Source organism: Bacillota bacterium (assembly GCA_030019365.1).
Lineage (GTDB): Bacteria > Bacillota > Sulfobacillia > JACIYH01 > JACIYH01 > JACIYH01.
The window spans coordinates 94195-111718 of record JASEFA010000004.1 but is presented as its reverse complement, the minus strand read 5'-3'; the positions used below and the strand labels follow the sequence as shown (position 1 = coordinate 111718).

Below are 17524 nucleotides of genomic sequence, written 5' to 3'. Positions count from 1 at the left end.
GCTACTCCGGGGTCACAGCTACTCCGGGGTCACAGCTACTCGGCACGCCGAGCGGTGGCGTCGCCAGGCCTGGATCACCGCCTGCAACAACCCCGCCCGGTCGTGGGTGGCCGCTTCCGCTGCCACGCGCCAACCCGCCTCCCGGCAGGCCCGCGCGGTCACCGGCCCGATTGCCACCACCAGCGGCAGCCCGGCCACCGGCGCAGCCGCCCCCTCCGCCAGGGGTGGTTCCACGTCGCCCGCCCCCTCTCCTGCCGGCTCCCGGCCGGCGCCCGCCACTCCCGCTCCCGTCGGCCCTCCGGCGCCTCCTGCCGCCGCTCGGACGGCTCCTCCTGCCCCTCGGGTGCCTTCTGCTGCCGCCTGGGCCGCTTCCGCCGCTGCTCGGGCTGCAGAGGCGCTGGTAAGCACCAGCGCGTCCACCCGACCGGCCTCCATGTCCCGGGCCAGGCGCTCCGCCTCCTCGGGATCGGGGAGGGTGCGGTAGGCCACCACCTCGCGCACTTCCGCTGCCCCCGCCCGGAGCAGGGGTCCGGCCTGAGAAGGAGCCAGGTCGCTGCGGGGAAGGAGGACGCGGTCGCCGGGGGCAAGTTCCCGGCAAACCTCCCGCACCAGGGCATCCACCGTGTAGGGCTGGGGTAGCAGGTCGGGCCGGACGCCGTGACGCTCCAGGGCACCTGCCGTGCCGGGCCCCACCGCCCCCACCCGGCAGCCGGCCAGGACCCGGGCGTCCGCTCCCTGCTGACCGAGGGCACGGAAGAAAGCCTCCACCCCCGGGGCGCTGGTGAACAGGACCCACCGGAAGCGCCCGGCCTGCCGGGCCCCCTGCTGCAACTCCGCCGGGTCCCGGGGTGGTTCCAGGCGCAGGACGTGGTACACCTCCACCTCCGCCCCAGCGAGCCGCCACTCCGCCAGGTCCCATGCGGCCGGGACCGCCTCAGCGAAGGCATCCGCAACTGCCTCAGCGAAGGCAACGCGGGGCCGGGTGAGGGCCACGCGGCAGCCGGAAAGAGACAACCCCTCGTACCACGCCAGCCTGTCCCGGAGCGTGGCCACCTCACCGACCACCAGCAGGGCCGGAGGCTCGACACCCTCCTCCCGGGCGCGGGCGGGAAGATCCGCCAGGGTCCCCCGCACCACCTTCTGGGTCGCCCGGGTGCCATGCTGCACCAGCAGGGCGGGTTCCTCCGCTCTCCGCCCGCCCGCCAGCAGCCCTTCCACAATCTCGTTGAGCCGACCCACCCCCATGTACACCACCAGGGTATCGGTGGCCGTCGCCAGCTTTCGCCAATCCACCTGGGGTGCCTTGCCGGGGTCCTCGTGCCCGGTGACCAGCGCCAGCGAGGAGGCCAGGCCGCGGTGGGTGAGAGGTACTCCCGCCCAGGCCGCACACCCCGAGGCCGCCGTAACCCCGGGGATGACCCGGAAGGGAATGCCGGCCGAAACCAGGGCCAGGGCTTCCTCGCCACCCCGGCCGAAAATGAAAGGATCCCCCCCTTTCAGGCGCACCACCAGGTTTCCTTCCCGGGCCAGATCGACCAGGAGCCGGTTGATCTCCTCCTGGCGGTACCCCCGGCCATCAGGGCTCTTCCCTACGTCGATGAATCTGGCCCGCGGGGCCAGGCGCAGAAGATCCGGGTTCGCCAGGCGGTCGTGGACCACCACCTGGGCGCGCTCCAGGGTCTCTCTGCCCCTGATGGTGAGGAGCCCCGGGTCGCCGGGGCCCGCTCCCACCAGCCAGACCTCGCCCGGCCTGCTCCTTACGTGCTCCTCGCGGCGCTGCCCGCGCAGGCGCCCGCCATCGTGCTGTTCCATGTCCGGCTATCCGCCCCTTCTGGCCAGGGCCAGGAGCTGTCCGCCCGCCCGCTCGCCCAGCCCGCGGGCCGCCTCCAGGTCCCCGGGACCGGTCGCAATGCGCAGGGTTACCCGCGCCAGCCCCTCTCCCCCGGGCGCGTAAGCTCCCGTGAGGACCAGCTCGCCCTCCTCCCGCCTGGCCCAGGCACCCACGGGCACCCGGCATCCTCCCCCCAGGGACTCCAGCATGGCCCGTTCGGCCCAAACCGCCTGCCGGGTGCGGGGATCGTCGATGCGCGCCATCAGCTCCCGCGCCACAGTATCGTCGGCCCGTGCCTCCACGGCCAGGGCTCCCTGGCCGGGAGCGGGAAGAAACACTTCCGGAAGGAAGTACTGGGTGACGCGATCGGTCATCCCCAGTCGCCCCAATCCCGCCGCCGCCACCACCAGGGCGTCGCAGACCCCCGCCTCCAGCCTCCGCAACCTGGTGTCCAGGTTGCCCCTCATCTCCAGCACCGCCAGGTCGGGGCGGAGATGGCGCAGGAAGGCGCGCCGACGAGGGCTGGAAGTGCCCACCCGCGCTCCCGCCGGGAGGTCCTCCAGCCGCGCCCCCGGGGAAACCAGCGCCTCCCGCACGTCGCCGCGGGCGGGGACGGCCGCCGTCACCAGGCCCTCCGGGCCCCGCAGGGGGAGATCCTTGAGGCTGTGGACGGCCGCGTGGGCCTCCCCGGCCAGTACCGCCTGCTGTACCTCGCGTACGAACTCGCCGGTGCCGGCCGCGGCCGCCCCGGGCCCCTCCGCCAGGGCACCGGTTGAGATGCGATCCCCGCGGGTGTGGACGATGAGCATCCGGATGGAAAGTCCGGGCCGGACGGCCTGAAGGGCGGCTCCCACCCACTGGGCCTGAGCCAGGGCGAGGGCGCTCCCCCGGGTGGCCAGGACGATCTCATCCACCGCCTATCACCTCGCGCTCTGCCGGGCGGGACCGCCGCCCCCACCGTCTTCGCGTTCCTCTCCCGAAGCGCCCCCACCGGGGTGCCGGGAGGCGGGCCGGTAGGGCTCCAGCCACGAATCAAGCAGCCTTTCGACGGCAGTCCTTTCACCGCGGGCGATGGCGGCCTCGCCTTCCAGCTCCGCCGCCCGGCGCAAGAGCTCATGCCGCACCCCGGCCTCGGCAACCGCTTCCTGCACCCGCCGGCGGAAACGGGCCAGCAGGGTCGCCCACTCGCCCGTCTCTTCGTCCACCACGGTCGCCACGCGGTCCCGGATGCGGGCGGCCAGAGCGGGGCTGGCACCGCCCGTGCTCACTGCCACCGTGACGGGACCGCGCTGCAGGACGGCAGGAGAGATGAAATCGGACATCTCGGGATGATCCACCACGTTGACCAGCACCCCGGCCTGGCGCGCGGCCTGGCACGCCTGGTCGTTGACCTCGGGGGTGGCAGCGGCGAATGTAAGGAACATTCCCCGCACGTCGGCGGGATGAAAAACCCGCTCTTCCCACGTGATCCGCCCGAGCCGGGCCAGATCGCGTAACGCAGGCACCACCCGGGGGGCGACCACCACCACGGCCAGACCGGCATGCAGGGCGTCTTCCACCTTGCGCCGGGCGACTTCTCCCCCGCCCACCACCAGGCAGCGCCGGCCCCGGGTATGGAGCATTAACGCCAGATAATCCTCACTCACCGGTCCGCCCCCGGCAGGCGACGCCGCGGGCTTCGCGGGTCCCCGGAGCCAGCAAGGCCTCCGCCAGCACCGCCAATCGCCATTCTCCCTCCCGGTCGCCCGCCCCGCGGCCCATGGCTTTAATGGGTCCGTGCAACCCTTTATTCACTAAGCGCTGCACCATCTCCTCCAGCACCCGGCGTTGCTCCAGGGTGAGGGGACCCATCCGGGCCAGGGCCCATTCCACTTCCCTGCGGGCCATCGCCTGGTACCGGCCGCGCACGGCCCGGATGAGGGCGACGGCCTGCCGGGCGGCCAGCCATCTCTGGAAGCGAGCCACCTCCCCTTCTATGATGCCCTGGGCCTCCCCCGCCAGGGCCCTGCGATGCTCCAGGTTGGCGCGGGCCCGCGCCTGCAGCTCGTCCAGGTCGAAGAGACGGACACCGGGCAGCCCGGCCACGTCCGGGTCCACATCGCGGGGCATGGCCAGGTCGGCCACCACCAGCCGGGCGCCCCCGGCCGGCCGGGACGCGGAAGTGGACGCGGAACCCTCTCGCGAGCATTGCCGCTCGCGCCGGACCGCCAGAGCGCGGGCCACGCGCTCCCTTCCCAGGATGAGATGGGGAGCTCCGGTGCCCGAGATCACGGCATCGGCCTGCCCCAGCCGCTCCTCCAGTTCCGTCCAGGGCACCGCCGTCAGGCCGTGCCTGTGGGCCACGGCGGCTGCCCGGCCCAGGTTGCGGCTGGTCACCCACACCTCCGCACCCCGTCCTCGGAGTGCCCGTCCTGCCAGCTCGGCCATCTTCCCGGCACCCACCAGGAGGACGCGGCAACCCCCCAGGCCGCCCAGCTCGGCGGAAATGGCCTCCACGGCCGCGCTGCTGGCAGAGCAGGCATGGCTCCCCAACCCGGTCCGGGAATGCACCAGGCCGGCAGTCGCCACCGCCCGCTCAAATAGCGCGTTCAGCACCGGCCCGGCCGTGCCCGCTTCCCGGGCGCGGGTCAATGCCTCCCTCACCTGCCCCAGCACCTGGGTCTCCCCGAGCACGGGCGAGTCCAGCCCGCACGCCACCGAGAACAGGTGGCGGACGCAGGTTTCTCCTTCCTTGCGGTAGAGAAGCTGCTCTTCCCCTGCTCCCAGGCCCCGGCCCACGAAAAACTGCCAGGCCACACCGGAACAGGGGCCACCTCCACCCGCCCCGTCGCTCACCGGCCCGGCCCCCAAACGAGCCCGGTGGCGCACCAGATACACTTCGGTGCGGTTGCAGGTGGCCAGGATGGCCGCCTCCCCCACCGCGGGGGAGACAGCCAGCTCGCGCAGCAGCCGCGGGTACTCCTCGGCGCAGACCGCCAGCTTCTCCCGCAGGGCAAGGGGCGCGGTATGGCAGCTGACTCCCGCTACCTCGAGCACGCCGTGCTCACCTCAACCGGCCTCCCGGGTCCTGCGGGAAACCAGGAACCGGGCGGACTCCACCAGGAACCTCCGCTCCTCCGGACCCATATCCCGCAGCAGGTCGCCCAGCTCGCGTAGCGGTTCGGCCGGACCCTCTTCCTGGCGGGGCAGGCGGGCCATGAGCACGTCGACCACGGCCATAACCAGGTCAAAGGCAGACCGGTTGAGCCCGGCCACCCGGGCCAGGAACTCCCTCACCCGGGGCTGGGAGAGCAGCTCCGCCACCTCGGGAGACAGGGAGCGGGTAAGCTCCAGGACTTCCTCTTCATCCATGAGGAAGTAACACGGAGAGACTCCCAGCGCCTCGGCCAGCAGGCTCAGGGTGGTAACCGAAGACTGGGTGCGGCCCGACTCGATCTGGCCGATCAGGCCGTAAGAGACGCCGGCTTTCTCCGCCACCCCCTTCTGGGTGAGCCCCAGCCGCTCCCGCAACCGGCGCAGTTTCTCTCCCACACCGTTGGCACCCACCGACCTCACCAGCACTCCCGCTGACACCCCCAGGGCCCGCGCCAGCTTCTCCAGCGTCCGGATGGAGGGAGCAGTGCGACCCCGCTCGATCTCGGAAATGTGGGCCGGCGACAACCCGGTGGCGCGGGCCAGATCCGTTACCGTTATCCCCTTCTGCTCCCGAAGGGTGCGCACGGTGTTGCCCACACGCAGCTTCACGTGACCGCCCGTGTCGCACCTACCCGCTTTTTCAGGCTCACCACCCGCGCCCGGGCCGGCCTCCGCGACCGGCCATTCCGCGGCCGGTGACCCTGGGGCAGCCGATCCCCCGGCAGGCGACGCCGGGTCAGGCAGGGGACCGTCCCGCAGGAGCTCCTCCAGGGGCACCTGGAGGAAGTCAGCCGCCTCCTGCCAGGCGGCCATGGCCATGCGCCGCCGGCCCTCCTCCACCTCCCCCAGGCAATCGGGCGCAATGGTGAGGCGATCCGCCAGATCCTCCACGGATACCCCCCGTTGCTGCCGCCAGTAGCGCAGGCGCGGACCTACCGCCATGTTCTGACCCCTCTCCGCTCGCGGTCGAACCTGCGCGCCTCCCGGACCAGGGCCGGGGCCCACCCCGGGCAGGCCAGGGCGTGCACGTGCAGGTAAGACGCAAAGACGCTGCCCCACATGAGTCCGTCGCACCCGTGCCCCCACCCCGTCCCCCGCCCCAGGCGGAAGACCATGTTCTCCGCCGGCACCCTGGTGGGCAGGGAGTGGTGGAACTCGTGGCCCCGTATGACCGCCCCCCGCGGGAAGTAGGGGTTTTCGCCCACCACCTCCGCCTCCACGTACCCGTGACCGCGCGGGGAAGTGGCCATCTCCACATCGAAGGGCAGGGCCCCCACCATCTCGTGCCCCTGCCCCTCCCAGGCGATGGACCGGCACAGGTACATCAGCCCGCCGCATTCGGCGTACACGGGCAATCCCTCGGCAATAGCTTCCCGCAAGGAGAGACGTAGAGGAAGGTTTTGCTCCAGCTCGTGGGCAAACACTTCGGGGAAACCTCCACCGATGTAAAGGGCGGCCACCAGGGGCAACCGGGAATCCTGCAGGGAATCGATGGGCACCAGGCGGGCGCCCGCCCGCTCCAGGGCCTCCAGATTGTCGGGGTAGTAGAAGCTGAAGACCCGGTCCCGCACCACCCCGATGGAGACGGGTTCTTCCTCCTCCCGACCGGACCTCTCCCCGGCGAACCCTTCCCCTCCGTCTGCATGATAGGGGGCGGCGATGGGGGCACCCGCCTCCAGCAGACGGTCCAGGTCGACGCCAGCCTGCACGGCCCGGGCCGCCTCGGCTATGGCCTCCTCGGCGGCCAGCCGAGTCCCGCTCAACCGCTCCCCCGCGGGTATCAGCCCCAGGTGACGGTCGGGCACGGCTGCCCCCTGCCAGCGGGGGATGGCTCCCAGCACGGGCAGCCCGGAGTATTGCTCCACGGCCTGCCGCACCAGGCGTTCCTGCCGGGAAGTGCCCACCCGGTTGAGGATCACGCCCCGGAAGTCAATACCTTCTTCGAAGCCCACCAGCCCCCGCACCACCGCCGCGGCGGTGCGGGTCATGCGGGTCACGTCCACCAGGAGGACTACGGGAAGCCCCAGCAGCCGTGCGAGTTGAGCGGTGCTGTTGGAGCCCGCCGGGTCCAGCCCGTCGAACAATCCCATGGCCCCCTCCACCAGGGCCAGGTCGGCACCCCGGCAGGCACCGAGGAAGCTCCGGCGGGTGACCTCGTCACCCAGCATGAACAGGTCCAGGTTCCGGCAGGATCGCCCGGCGGCCAGGGTGAGCCAGCCGGGATCGATGAAATCGGGGCCTTTCTTGAAGGGCTGCACCCGCAGCCCCCGGCCGGCCAGGGCGGCGCACACCCCCATGGCCACGGTGGTCTTGCCGGACCTCCCGTGCGGCGCCGCCAGCACGAGGCCCCGCGGCCCGGCCATCACGCCTCTCCCCCTCCCCGCCCCCTGCCGCCACCGGGGGCGGCCTCCCCGCGAGCCAGCCACCCTTGATCAGCACGTTCACCCGCCGGTGGTCGCCACCTGCCGTCGAGGCAAGCACCGCCGCGCGCCAGCCAATCGCCCAGCCTGTCCCCCGGCTGTGCCCCCTCCCGCCAGCGCCCCACCAGGTCCAATACGTGAGCCACCACCTCGGCGTACTCAGGAGGCCGCGCGCGCAGCGCTCCGCAGCTGCCGGCCAGGCGGGGCCGCAACCCCGCCCTGGCTCCCGCCAGGACACGCACTCCTCCCCGCGAACACCCCACCAGACCCAGGTCCGCCCCGCGTGCGCCCCCGCAATCGTTGGGACACCCGGCCACGGAAACCCGCAGCCCGGCCGGAATTCCTCCGGCGGCGACCTCCAGCAGGGCGTCCCCCAGCACCCCGGCCAGCGCGGGGGAGTCCACCAGGGCATTCTGGCAGTGCAGGTACCCGACGCACGCCTTGACCTGCCGCAACCCGCGCCCCGTCCCCCCGGGAAGGAAGCCGGCCCCGTGCACCCGGGCCGTGAGGTCGGCCACGCGGGCGGGGTCCACGCCCACCAGCTCGAAACCCTCCCGGCTGGTGCGCCGCCCTACCAGGGCGTACTCCCTGATCCAGCGGGCCAGCAGGCGCAGGGACTCAGCAGAAAGCATCCCCCCGGGTGGGAGGTGAAAGCGCACCGTCCAGCACTGGCTACCGTCCGCGGCCCCATGACGGAGGACCCCCGGCAACGGGTAGTCGTGCATCACCCACCTCCCGTAGCGTTCCCGCAGGAAGGGGGGAAGCTGTCCGCGGAAGTCGGGCATTATCCCGGCGGGAAGCACCACCTCCGCGGGGCCGCCGCCTTCCCAGGCGCCCGCGGCCTCGGCCGGGCCACCGTCTTTCCAGGCCTCCGCAACCTCCCGGCCGACGCCAGCTCCCGCGGCGAGGCCCGCTTGCCATGAAACGCCCGTCGCCGCATCGACAGCCACGCGCCGGGGCTGAGCGGCGCCAGCATCACTCAACGGCATCGCCGGGTCGAGCCCCATCTCCCGGCAGATGCGCTCCTGCCCCATCCTGGCCACGAAGTCGCCCGCCCGCTCCCGGTTCCCAGCCAGGCGTGACCACACGTCCAGGAAGCGCTGGCACAGGTCACCCACCGCCGTGTAATCGTCCCCAGAGAGGGGCACGAAGGGCACCAGCACCTCGGCGGGCCGGGGACCGCGGCCGGAGCGGCGGCCGTACTTGCCCCCCACCATCATCACCAGGCCCCGCCCCCACCCGGGACGCTCCACCCCCATGAAGGCCAGGTCGTGGTGTCCCGCACGCACGCAGTCGCGAGGACACCCCGCCACCGCCGGCTTGCACTTGCGGGGCAGGGCGGGATATTGCTGCTCGTCCAGGAAGCGCCTTCCCAGGTAGGTGGCGATGGCGGGGGCATCCACCAGGGCCTCGTCGCACCGCGCCGGACCCGCGCACGCCACCAGGCAGCGCAGGTCATCCCCGGTGGAGCCCACGTCCAGGCCCAGCCCGTTCAGGTCCTGCACCAGGGACAGGGCTTCCTCGGGGGTGGTGTAGATCTCCAGCGTGCCTCCGCAGGCCAGGTGCATCAGCCCCATCCCCCGGCGCTCGACCAGGTCGGCCAGCGCCTCCAGGAGATCGGCAGACATCCAGCCCCCCACCGGGGGGAGCACCCGCAGGTACACCGACCAGGGCCAGGCTACCGGCTCCCGGGCGAGGCGCTGCCCCATGCCGGCGGGAAGGGGGAGAATCACGTCGGGATCTTCCGGCCCAAAAAGAGACCTGTCACACCGTCCGGCCATGCGGTAGACGTCGATAGGATAGCGAGAGCGGGACAGCTCCCCTGCCGGGCGGGGGTACTTCAGCACTCCGGAGGCATGGGGAGACCCGTGATCTGGCATATCCGTCGCACGGGATTTCCGGGGAAAAGCACGTATACCCGCTTCCTGTCCAGCCCCATCTCGTTGACCAGGGTACGGAGGTTCGGGGTGTGTCCGTGACGCCGGTAATACTCGAGGGCAAAATCCACCACGGCCTGCTGCTCGGCGCCCAACCCGGAGCGCAGGCCGCCTTCCGATGAGGGACCGCCTCCTCGCGAGCCGGTCCTTCTCCCGTCGTGGGTCACCGTCCACCCCTCGCCCCGCCGAACTGTTCCGGACAATAGTTTCGCCGGAAGGGTCGCCTCCTCCTTCCCGCAAGGCCTCCCCGGCTTCCCTCAGCTTTGCAGGCCATACGGCCAGGCCCATATTCCCCCCTCCAGGTAACGGGCCGGGCCCAGGCCCGCGGCATCCAGCAGGCGCTGAGCTTCGAATCCCCTCACTCCCATCTCGCACACGGCCACGATCTCCTGGCCGGGCGCCCGCGCCGCCCGCACTTCATCCAGCCGGTCCCTCAACTGGGCCAGGGGGACGTGGAGAGCCGGGTACGGCAGCCGCCGTCCCTCGTACTCCGCCGGCGTACGCACGTCCAGCACCAGCGGCGGCCGGGGCGCACCCAAGAGCGCCTTCAGCTCGGTGGCCGCCACGGGGCGCGCCAGGCCGTCAAGCCGGTTTCGTAGCTGGTTCAGCGTCGACAGGCAGATGTCCAGGGCGGTGGCGAAAGGAGGGGCATACCCCAGGTCCAGGTGGGCAACCCGGTCCAGAGTGGCACCGCAGGATATGGCGGTGGCCAGCACGTCTACACGCTTCACCGCCTCCCCCGGGCCGACCGCCTGGGCGCCCAGCAGCCGCCCGTCCCGGGCATCGGCCACCACCTTCAGGGCCAGGGGAGCGTGCATGGGATAGTAGTGAGCGGCATCGAAACCAGCCACCACGGCCCCCACCGCCTGGTACCCCATCCGGAGCGCTTCCCCCTCGCCCAGGCCGGTGCGAGCCACGTTGCTCTCGGCCACCTGCAGGACGGCCGTCCCCACTACCCCGGGGAAGTGCTCCTCGCCTCCGGCGGCATTGGTGCCCGCCACCCGGCCCTGCTTGTTCGCGGTGGAGGCCAGGGGAAGCCAGGTCTTCTCACCCGTCACCAGATGGGTGGCCTGGCAGCAGTCGCCGGCGGCAAAGATATCAGGGACCCCGGTGGCCTGGCGCCCGTCCACGGCGATGGCCCCGGTGGGGCCAATCTCCAGGCCGGCGCGGGCGGCCAGACTCACCTCCGGCCTGACCCCGCAGGCCACCACCACCAGGTCGGCCTCTCCTTTCCAGTCCGGGGCCTCCACCCGGAGCCCCCCGTTGCTCCGCCGGATGGCAGTCACCGGCTGGCCGGTCACCACGGTCAGGCCCTGACCGCCCAGGTGAGTCTCCAGCACCCGGGCCATGTCCGTGTCCAGCAGCCCGGGGAGAAGGTGCTCGCCCGCCTCGCACACGGTAACCTGCAGGCGCCGGGTAGCCAGAGCATCGGCTACCTCCAGTCCCACCAAACCCCCGCCCACCACCACGGCCCGCCGGCGCGGCGCCAGGGCACGCCGGAGCGCCTCGGCCTCTTCGGGCCGGTGGAGGCGGAACACCCCCTCCTCATCGAGACCGATCACGGGCGGCATCACCGGCACCGCTCCCGTGGCCAGCACCAGGCTATCGTACCCGATGGCGAAGCGCTCGCCGCCCGACCGGGCCCACACCACATGGCGGGCAGGATCGATCTCCTCCGCCCCGGTGCCGGTGAGAACCCGCACCCGCTTCTCCCGCCAGAAGAAATCCTCGTCCCGCAGCACCCCGGCCGGGGTAGATCGCAGGGATTCGAGTGCCACCAGGCCGGCCAGGTACAGGGGCAGGCCGCAACTGCCGTAAGAAATGAGCGAGCCCCTCTCCAGCAGGGTTATCTCGGCCTCGGGATCGACCCGGCGGGCGCGGGCTGCCGCTTTGGGCCCCGCCGCCACCCCTCCGATTACCACGATGCGCCTGGTTCCCACCCCGTGCCCTCCTCACCCGAGGGAGACCGGCCCCCTTGCGATACCAGGGCGCCGCCCTCAGAGCACCAGGGCCTCCGCCACCACCTCGCAGAGGTTGCAGATCCTGACGCCCAGCTTGTAGTGCTTATTCAGTTCCGTGATCTGGTCCAGGCAGTTGTGGCACGAGGTCGCCACCACTTCCGCACCGGTAGCGCGGATCTGGTCGGCCTTCACCTTTCCCGCCCGGATACGGCGTTCGGCAAACTCGGTCATGGAAAGCATGCCCCCGCCGCCCCCGCAGCAGAAGTTCTGGGCCCCGTGGGGGTTCATCTCCCGGAAGTCCGCCACGGCCCGGTGCAGGATGTACCGCGGCTCCTGGATGACCCCGCCGCTGCGGGCCTGGTTGCAGGGATCGTGGTAGGTGACCGGCTTACCGTTCCGGGCCGGGTCCAGGCGTATGCGACCGTCCCTGACATACCCGGCCATCAGCTCTACAAACCCACGCACCCGGAAGGGATAGCTGCCCCGCAGCCAGTTGGGGCCTTCCCAGCGGAACGACCGGTAACCGTGCCCGCACTCCGCCATCACCACTTCCTGCACTCCCAGGTTGACGGCCTCGTCCCGCAGCCATCCAGCGATGGTGCGGGCCGCCTCGTCGTTGCCCGAGAACAGGGCGTAGTTGGTGACGTCCCAGTAGTTCGTGCTCAGCGTCCAGTCCTCGCCGGCAGCGTACATGATCTTGGCCGCCGCCAGGATGGTCAGGGGGAAGTACTTGGGCTCCCGCGGGTTCAGGGTGTACAGCATGCGGGCCCCCTTCTTGTTGAGGGGTATGCGGGCCCGGGAATCGCCCACCTCGTCCTGCAGTTGCTCCCCCAGCCACTCGATGGTGTCCGCGAAGTCCTCTTCGCTGATGCCCATGTTGTTACGGGTGCGAAGGTGCACATCCACCGTGGCCTTGAGCCCTTTCGGTGTCAGCCCCAGGGTATCCAGCATGCCGCGGGCGGCGCGGGCAAGCAACCCCATGTCCACGCCCATGGGGCAGTTGACGGTGCAGCGCCGGCACATGGTGCACGCTCCGAAGACGTTGTCCGCCAGGTCGAGGAGCACCGCCTCGGACAGTTCCTCCGCACCCACCCAGCGGGGGGCCAGGCGGCCCAGCCAGTCGTGGTACCGCTTGTACACCCTGCGGAACCGGTCCGCCTTGTAAGCCGGGACCATGCGGGGGTCCCCGGTGGCCAGGTAGTAGTGGCAGGTGTCATTGCACAACCCGCAGTGGGCGCAGGCGTGGAAGTAGGTGACCAGCTGCCTGGTGATCTTCTTTTCGAACAGCTCCCGGGCGCGGGCCAGATCCAGCCCGCCGCCGGCCGCGCCTTCCGGGCTCACCACCGCAGGGGGCGCGGCTTCGCTCAAGCGACCGCTCAACCGGCATCTCCCTTCCCTACTGCACCACGGCCCGGCGACCGAAGTAAGCCCCGTAGAATACGCGGGCGAAGGGCCAGTACAGGTAGTGAGAAATCTTGCTGGTGGGGACATACACCAGCAACAGGGCGGTGAGGCTGAAGAAGAGCAACCGCCCCCAATACAGGTCCAGGAGGGCAAGTACCCCCAGCAGGAGGAACAGATCCACCACCGCCAGGGAGAAGTAGTCGTCCGGCGAGCTTATCACCCGCACGTCGGCTCGCGACACCCTCCTTGCCAGCCGGACCACACCGGCCCCGAAACCGGCGGCCACCGCCACTACGGCGACCCGGGTGCCCGGCCATTGCAGTATGCCGTCCACGTAGGGGATCAGGAAGCTGTACCCGATGGCCGTCCCCACCCCCAGGTGCAGGAGGCCGAACTCCAGCCAGCGCAGCCAGTGCTGGCGGGTGCTGGGCATCGCCCAGGGACGAAACATGATGGAGAAGGCGGCCGCCACCCCGGGTCCTTCGCTGCCTTTGGGATGGGCGAAATCTCGCACCGTGGGACGGGAAAGCAGCCACCGCAGCTTGAGCGCGTACAGCAGCGCGAACAGGGTCAGGGCCACGATCTGCACTTCGTTCTCCACGATGGAAAGCAACCCTATATCCACCCCCGCCCGTCACACGCAGCCGGTAGGCTTGGGCAGGCCGGCGATCTTGCACGCCCCCTTGGCCGGTCCGCTGGGGAACAGCTCGTAAATGTACTTGAGCGTGAACCCCGTCTCCTTGCACAGCTTGCGTATCATGGGAGCGATGCCGAACTCCAGGTAGTAGTCGCGCAGGAAGTTGACCACCTTCCAGTGGTCCTCCGTCATGTTCTCTATGCCTTCCACCTGCGCCAGGAAGCCAGCCAGATCCTGGTTCCACAGGTCGGGGTCCTGGATGAACCCGTCCTCGTCTACCTCGATCTTCTTGTCTTTGTACTGGATCTCCGGCACTCCTCACACCTCCATTCACTTATCCGACCCGGGCGCGGGCCGACGGGGAGACCGGCGGCTGCGGCCCGAAGCGCCGCAGCACCCTGCTCAGAGCTCCTGCACCACGATGGCCGCCTGCTCGCAGACCGCCTCGCAGGAACGGCAACCCAGGCAATCGTCAGGGTTCCCCGTGACCCCGACTTTACCATCCTCCAACACCAGAATCAAGGCCGGGCACACTTCCACGCACTGGCCGCATCCCTCGCACTTGTCCTTGTCCACGTTGACCAGGTACACTGCCGTCACCACTTCCCTTCCCTGCTCCCCCGGCCCGAACCCAGTCCGCACCCCATCGGGGGCTCGCTTAGCGAAAGCGCTCACCAGCCGGCCGGCATTCGCTCCCGCTAAGTATTCGCGACCGGCTTGATCATTTCCTGCGTCATTTCAACAGGTCCGGGTGGGCGACAGGACCCAGGAAACCCCGGCGTCCGTACGCCCACCCGTCCGTGAGCCAGCAACCTCTACCGTCTAGTGAGGCACCGGGATCACACAGTAGCTCATCCAGACCAACAGCGCCAGCAGCGCCGCACCCAGGCCCAGACTCCAGGCGATCAGCTTCTTCTCCACCGGCAGCAGGTCGAACCACTCTTCCTGCTCCGGCACCCCGGCCTGGGGTCCGCTTCCGCCCTTTTGTTCAGATGTCATGCCTGATGACCTCCCTTCTCACAGCAGCCACCGCTATTTGATGACCGGCGGGGTGATGCCGTGGAAGAAGATGAAGGAGATGCCCAGCCCGATCCAGATGATGAACCCGAACAGGCAGATCAGGTATACCAGTGCCAGCCTGCCCATACCCTCTTCCCTGAGTTTCCTGAAGTTGGAGACCAGCCCGATGGTAAAGAAGGTGAGGCAGAAGAAGATGCCCCGGAAAGCGTCCGCCTGCCCGACGCCGGCGCCGAGCGCCTTCACGGCACCGCCCGTGAGCCCCTGTCCGATGAGCAACACGGCCAGGAAGGTGCCAGCGTACCCCAGAACGAACTTGGGGAAGCGCTCCCAGATGATAGACGCGCTCACCCTTTCCCCCGGCCGCCGATCGATCTTGTAAGCCCAGATGATCGCCAGGATGAACGCCCAGATCGCTATGAAGATGTCGATGAACACCTTCACCGTGGTGGCGGCCATCAGCATCCAGCCCTCCTGCCACTGCACCCCGAGGGCCGTGGCCGCCTTACCCCTGATCAGCGCGTCCACCATGGCACCGCTGGCCGCAGCGGCACCGTCGGTCTTGACCGCCAGGCCCATCCAGGCACCCGATACCATGGGCTGGTGATACAGCCACGCCTGGGCCGCGAACGGCAGAATGATCAGCTCTATCACCGCGAAGATGATGACCAGCGAGGACACGATGATGGGGACCACCGGCCTGGCCTTGATGGCCCCGCCGGTGGCGATGGCCGCCGACACACCACAGATGGAGATACCGGAGGCCAGGGGCGCCGCCCATTCCGGCGTGAACTTGAAGTACTTCCGGGCCACCAGGTACACCAGGGGCCAGTAGATCAGGTATGCCTCGATGATGGCGCAGAACCCCCGGAACACCACCTGCCCGGCCAGCCCCGTGGACTGCAGGGCCTTCAGCCCAATGGTCGCGCCCAGGATCACGATAGCTGTCTTGATAAACCACTCCGGCTTCACGGCTTCCTGGACGAACCTGGTGAACCCGGGGGCAAAGTTGCCCAGGATCAACCCAGCAGCCAGGGCGATGATGAAACCGGACTCACCCGTTAGATGCAGGGACCAGGGGATTTTCAACTTGGCCAGCTGGTCCGGGGTAGCCGCAATATAAGCGTAGCTACCGAGCATCCAGCACAGGTAGGTGATCCAGAAGATGATGGTGAAGCCAACGGCATACTTCCCCACCTTGCCACCCATGACGGCCACACCGATGCTCGTAATCACCAGGAGGAACACGTACGTGAGGAGCAGCGACACCACGCCGGGCAAGCCCTTGTACGCCGCGGAGACAGGCGACAGGGCCTTGGAGATGTCCAGCCAAATATTGGTCTTGACAGCCCAGCCGATGACGTCGGCGCCGCCGATCTTTAGGAGTCCGAGCACGAAGATGAAGAGGCCCAACCATACTGCCCACCAGTCTTCCGTCTTGACCAGCGAGGGCCTCTTTGTTGTCGCCGACATTTTCCTCCCCCTTTCCGAACCCGGCTACCATGCCTCCGGCGAGAGCGATTCATTCCCCCCGCCCGGAATGTCTCTTTCCCTCCATACCTGCCTTTCCAGCTGCTGCCCGTCTGCCGCCCGGAACCGGTATTCCGGTCTCCGTGTCCCACCTCCTCCCAGTTCTCCGAGAGACACGAGTTACCAGCTGCGCGACGTGCCACCCGCTGTGCGCCTTCACCTCCTTCCTTCTCTCGTGAACCGCTTCACAAATCCTCCCCAATACAAGGCGACCATCTCTATGCAGAGACTCTGTTCGCCTACACTAAGTATTCGACATCGCCTCCCCCACTCCTGCTTGCCGCGTTATTACCAGCCCATTGCAATTTCCTTGTACTTGTATTAACAAGAGCTTGCGCTGTCGCCCCGGCCCGCCACTCGCGCCCTGCGCGGCTTCCCGGGGAAGACTTAGCGCCAGTGAAATCAGGGGCCGCTGCGCTCGCTGGTTATCCAGGTCTGACGGCCGTCGGTGAAAAACACCACCGTACCCTCGCGGTCCGTGCGGTAAACCGTCACGCCGGCCCGGGAGAGCCTGTGCAGCACCGAGGAGGCCGGATGCCCGAAGGGATTCTGCGCCCCCACGCTGATGACGGCCCAGCGCGGCCGCACCGCCCGCAGGAAAGCCTCCCCCGTCGACGAGGCACTGCCGTGGTGCGCCACCTTGAGCACGTCGGCACCGACCTCCGCCCTGGCAGCCAGCATGTCCTTCTCTGCCTGGCCACCGGCATCCCCGGTGAAGAGGAAGGCCACCCTGCCCACCTCCTGCCTCACCACCAGGGAGGCATCGTTTTCCCCCTCGTACTCCTTCACCGGGCCCACCGCCACCGCGCGGGCGGGCACCGCCTCACGCCCGCTACCCGCCGGTAGATCGGCCTCTCCGCCTTCGTCCCGGATCACCACACCCGCCCGGGCCCTGGTCGCCGGGACTTTCTCCCGGAGGAGAGCCCGCAGCAGTGACTCGAAGGAGGCGGTGGTGTGTTCCCCCGGATAAAGGTACGCCCGCCCCACGGGGAAAGAACCGACCACGGCGCGCAGTCCCCCCACGTGATCTTCGTGCCCGTGGGTCACCACCAGGGCGTCGAGGCGCTCCACACCCTGGGACCGTATGTAAGCCACCACGCGGGGACCGGCCTCGCGGCTGCCTCCGTCGATGAGCATGGTGAACCCGGAAGGAAACTGGACGAGGATGCTGTCTCCCTGCCCCACATCGATGAAGTGCACGGCCGTCCATCCCGGTCGCCACGCCGCCTCGCCCGCTCCCGCGCCACCCTGTCCGGGACCGGGAGTCGCGCTCGGGCCGGCCGGTTCGTGCCGGCACCCGACCGCCCCCCCGAGGAGCGCCAGGAGCAGGACGGCAAGCAAGGCAGCCCGGGCCTGTAGCCGCATGTTCAGCCGCGCGTGCCCCTTGATCGACACCAACCGCCTCCTGGCTCGCTGCGATCAGCCCTACCGCTCAAGCCGATCCAGCAGGCTCCTTATGCGCCGGCGCCTCCCGGCCGTCGCCTCCCGGTCCACCTCCATGCGCCAGCGCAGGGAGTCACCTTCTCTGGCGCTGTGAGGCAGCAGGCCGCGCGGCACGGAGAAGGTCTGCCCCGCCCACTCCAGCACGGCCCACTCGCCTTCGAAGCGGTCCACGATCAGCACGCCGGGCTCACCCCTCCCATCTTATTGCT

General features: G+C 69.7%; 17 protein-coding genes. All 17 read right to left on the bottom strand.

The window, feature by feature from the left end; all coding sequences use genetic code 11:
• Nucleotides 1-18: 18 nt before the first annotated feature.
• Nucleotides 19-1812 (bottom strand): uroporphyrinogen-III C-methyltransferase, encoded by a 1794-nt coding sequence (gene cobA, locus QME70_08450; protein MDI6894623.1) that lies wholly within the window; start codon nt 1810-1812, stop codon nt 19-21.
• 6 nt (nt 1813-1818) lie between these two features.
• A complete protein-coding gene (gene hemC, locus QME70_08445) occupies nt 1819-2745 on the bottom strand; it encodes a hydroxymethylbilane synthase (protein ID MDI6894622.1) in 927 nt (308 codons plus the stop codon).
• A 6-nt stretch (nt 2746-2751) separates the two neighbouring features.
• Nucleotides 2752-3477, bottom strand: a complete 726-nt coding sequence (locus QME70_08440) for a bifunctional precorrin-2 dehydrogenase/sirohydrochlorin ferrochelatase (GenBank protein ID MDI6894621.1) — start codon at nt 3475-3477, stop codon at nt 2752-2754.
• Nucleotides 3470-4867 (bottom strand): glutamyl-tRNA reductase, encoded by a 1398-nt coding sequence (gene hemA, locus QME70_08435; protein MDI6894620.1) that lies wholly within the window; start codon nt 4865-4867, stop codon nt 3470-3472. Before hemA ends, QME70_08440 begins: the two co-directional genes overlap by 8 nt.
• A gap of 12 nt (nt 4868-4879) precedes the next feature.
• Nucleotides 4880-5908 (bottom strand): helix-turn-helix domain-containing protein, encoded by a 1029-nt coding sequence (locus QME70_08430; GenBank protein MDI6894619.1) that lies wholly within the window; start codon nt 5906-5908, stop codon nt 4880-4882.
• Nucleotides 5899-7329, bottom strand: coding sequence for a hydrogenobyrinic acid a,c-diamide synthase (glutamine-hydrolyzing) (cobB, locus tag QME70_08425; GenBank protein MDI6894618.1), 1431 nt, complete (start codon nt 7327-7329; stop codon nt 5899-5901). The genes QME70_08430 and cobB overlap by 10 nt, the downstream gene beginning before the upstream one ends.
• Nucleotides 7329-9266, bottom strand: coding sequence for a hypothetical protein (locus tag QME70_08420; protein MDI6894617.1), 1938 nt, complete (start codon nt 9264-9266; stop codon nt 7329-7331). Before QME70_08420 ends, cobB begins: the two co-directional genes overlap by 1 nt.
• On the bottom strand, nt 9227-9490 hold the full coding sequence (locus tag QME70_08415) for a TusE/DsrC/DsvC family sulfur relay protein (GenBank protein ID MDI6894616.1): 264 nt from the start codon (nt 9488-9490) through the stop codon (nt 9227-9229). Before QME70_08415 ends, QME70_08420 begins: the two co-directional genes overlap by 40 nt.
• Nucleotides 9491-9580: 90 nt before the next feature.
• Nucleotides 9581-11263: an FAD-dependent oxidoreductase gene (locus QME70_08410; protein MDI6894615.1), complete on the bottom strand. Its 1683-nt coding sequence runs from the start codon at nt 11261-11263 to the stop codon at nt 9581-9583.
• 57 nt (nt 11264-11320) lie between these two features.
• The gene (locus tag QME70_08405) at nt 11321-12664 is read right to left on the bottom strand and encodes a (Fe-S)-binding protein (GenBank protein ID MDI6894614.1); all 1344 of its coding nucleotides are present in this window, start codon (nt 12662-12664) and stop codon (nt 11321-11323) included.
• A gap of 16 nt (nt 12665-12680) precedes the next feature.
• On the bottom strand, nt 12681-13301 hold the full coding sequence (locus QME70_08400; protein ID MDI6894613.1) for a hypothetical protein: 621 nt from the start codon (nt 13299-13301) through the stop codon (nt 12681-12683).
• A 21-nt stretch (nt 13302-13322) separates the two neighbouring features.
• Nucleotides 13323-13640: a TusE/DsrC/DsvC family sulfur relay protein gene (locus QME70_08395; GenBank protein ID MDI6894612.1), complete on the bottom strand. Its 318-nt coding sequence runs from the start codon at nt 13638-13640 to the stop codon at nt 13323-13325.
• 87 nt (nt 13641-13727) lie between these two features.
• Nucleotides 13728-13916 carry a 4Fe-4S binding protein gene (locus tag QME70_08390; protein MDI6894611.1) on the bottom strand — a complete coding sequence of 63 codons (189 nt, stop codon included), beginning with the start codon at nt 13914-13916 and terminating at the stop codon, nt 13728-13730.
• Nucleotides 13917-14147: 231 nt separating this feature from the next.
• Nucleotides 14148-14324 (bottom strand): hypothetical protein, encoded by a 177-nt coding sequence (locus QME70_08385; protein MDI6894610.1) that lies wholly within the window; start codon nt 14322-14324, stop codon nt 14148-14150.
• A gap of 33 nt (nt 14325-14357) precedes the next feature.
• Nucleotides 14358-15815: a putative sulfate exporter family transporter gene (locus tag QME70_08380; protein MDI6894609.1), complete on the bottom strand. Its 1458-nt coding sequence runs from the start codon at nt 15813-15815 to the stop codon at nt 14358-14360.
• Nucleotides 15816-16274: 459 nt separating this feature from the next.
• Nucleotides 16275-17267 (bottom strand): ComEC/Rec2 family competence protein, encoded by a 993-nt coding sequence (locus QME70_08375; GenBank protein ID MDI6894608.1) that lies wholly within the window; start codon nt 17265-17267, stop codon nt 16275-16277.
• Nucleotides 17268-17297: 30 nt separating this feature from the next.
• Nucleotides 17298-17495: a DUF3006 domain-containing protein gene (locus QME70_08370; protein MDI6894607.1), complete on the bottom strand. Its 198-nt coding sequence runs from the start codon at nt 17493-17495 to the stop codon at nt 17298-17300.
• Between the last annotated feature and the right edge of the window lie 29 nt (nt 17496-17524).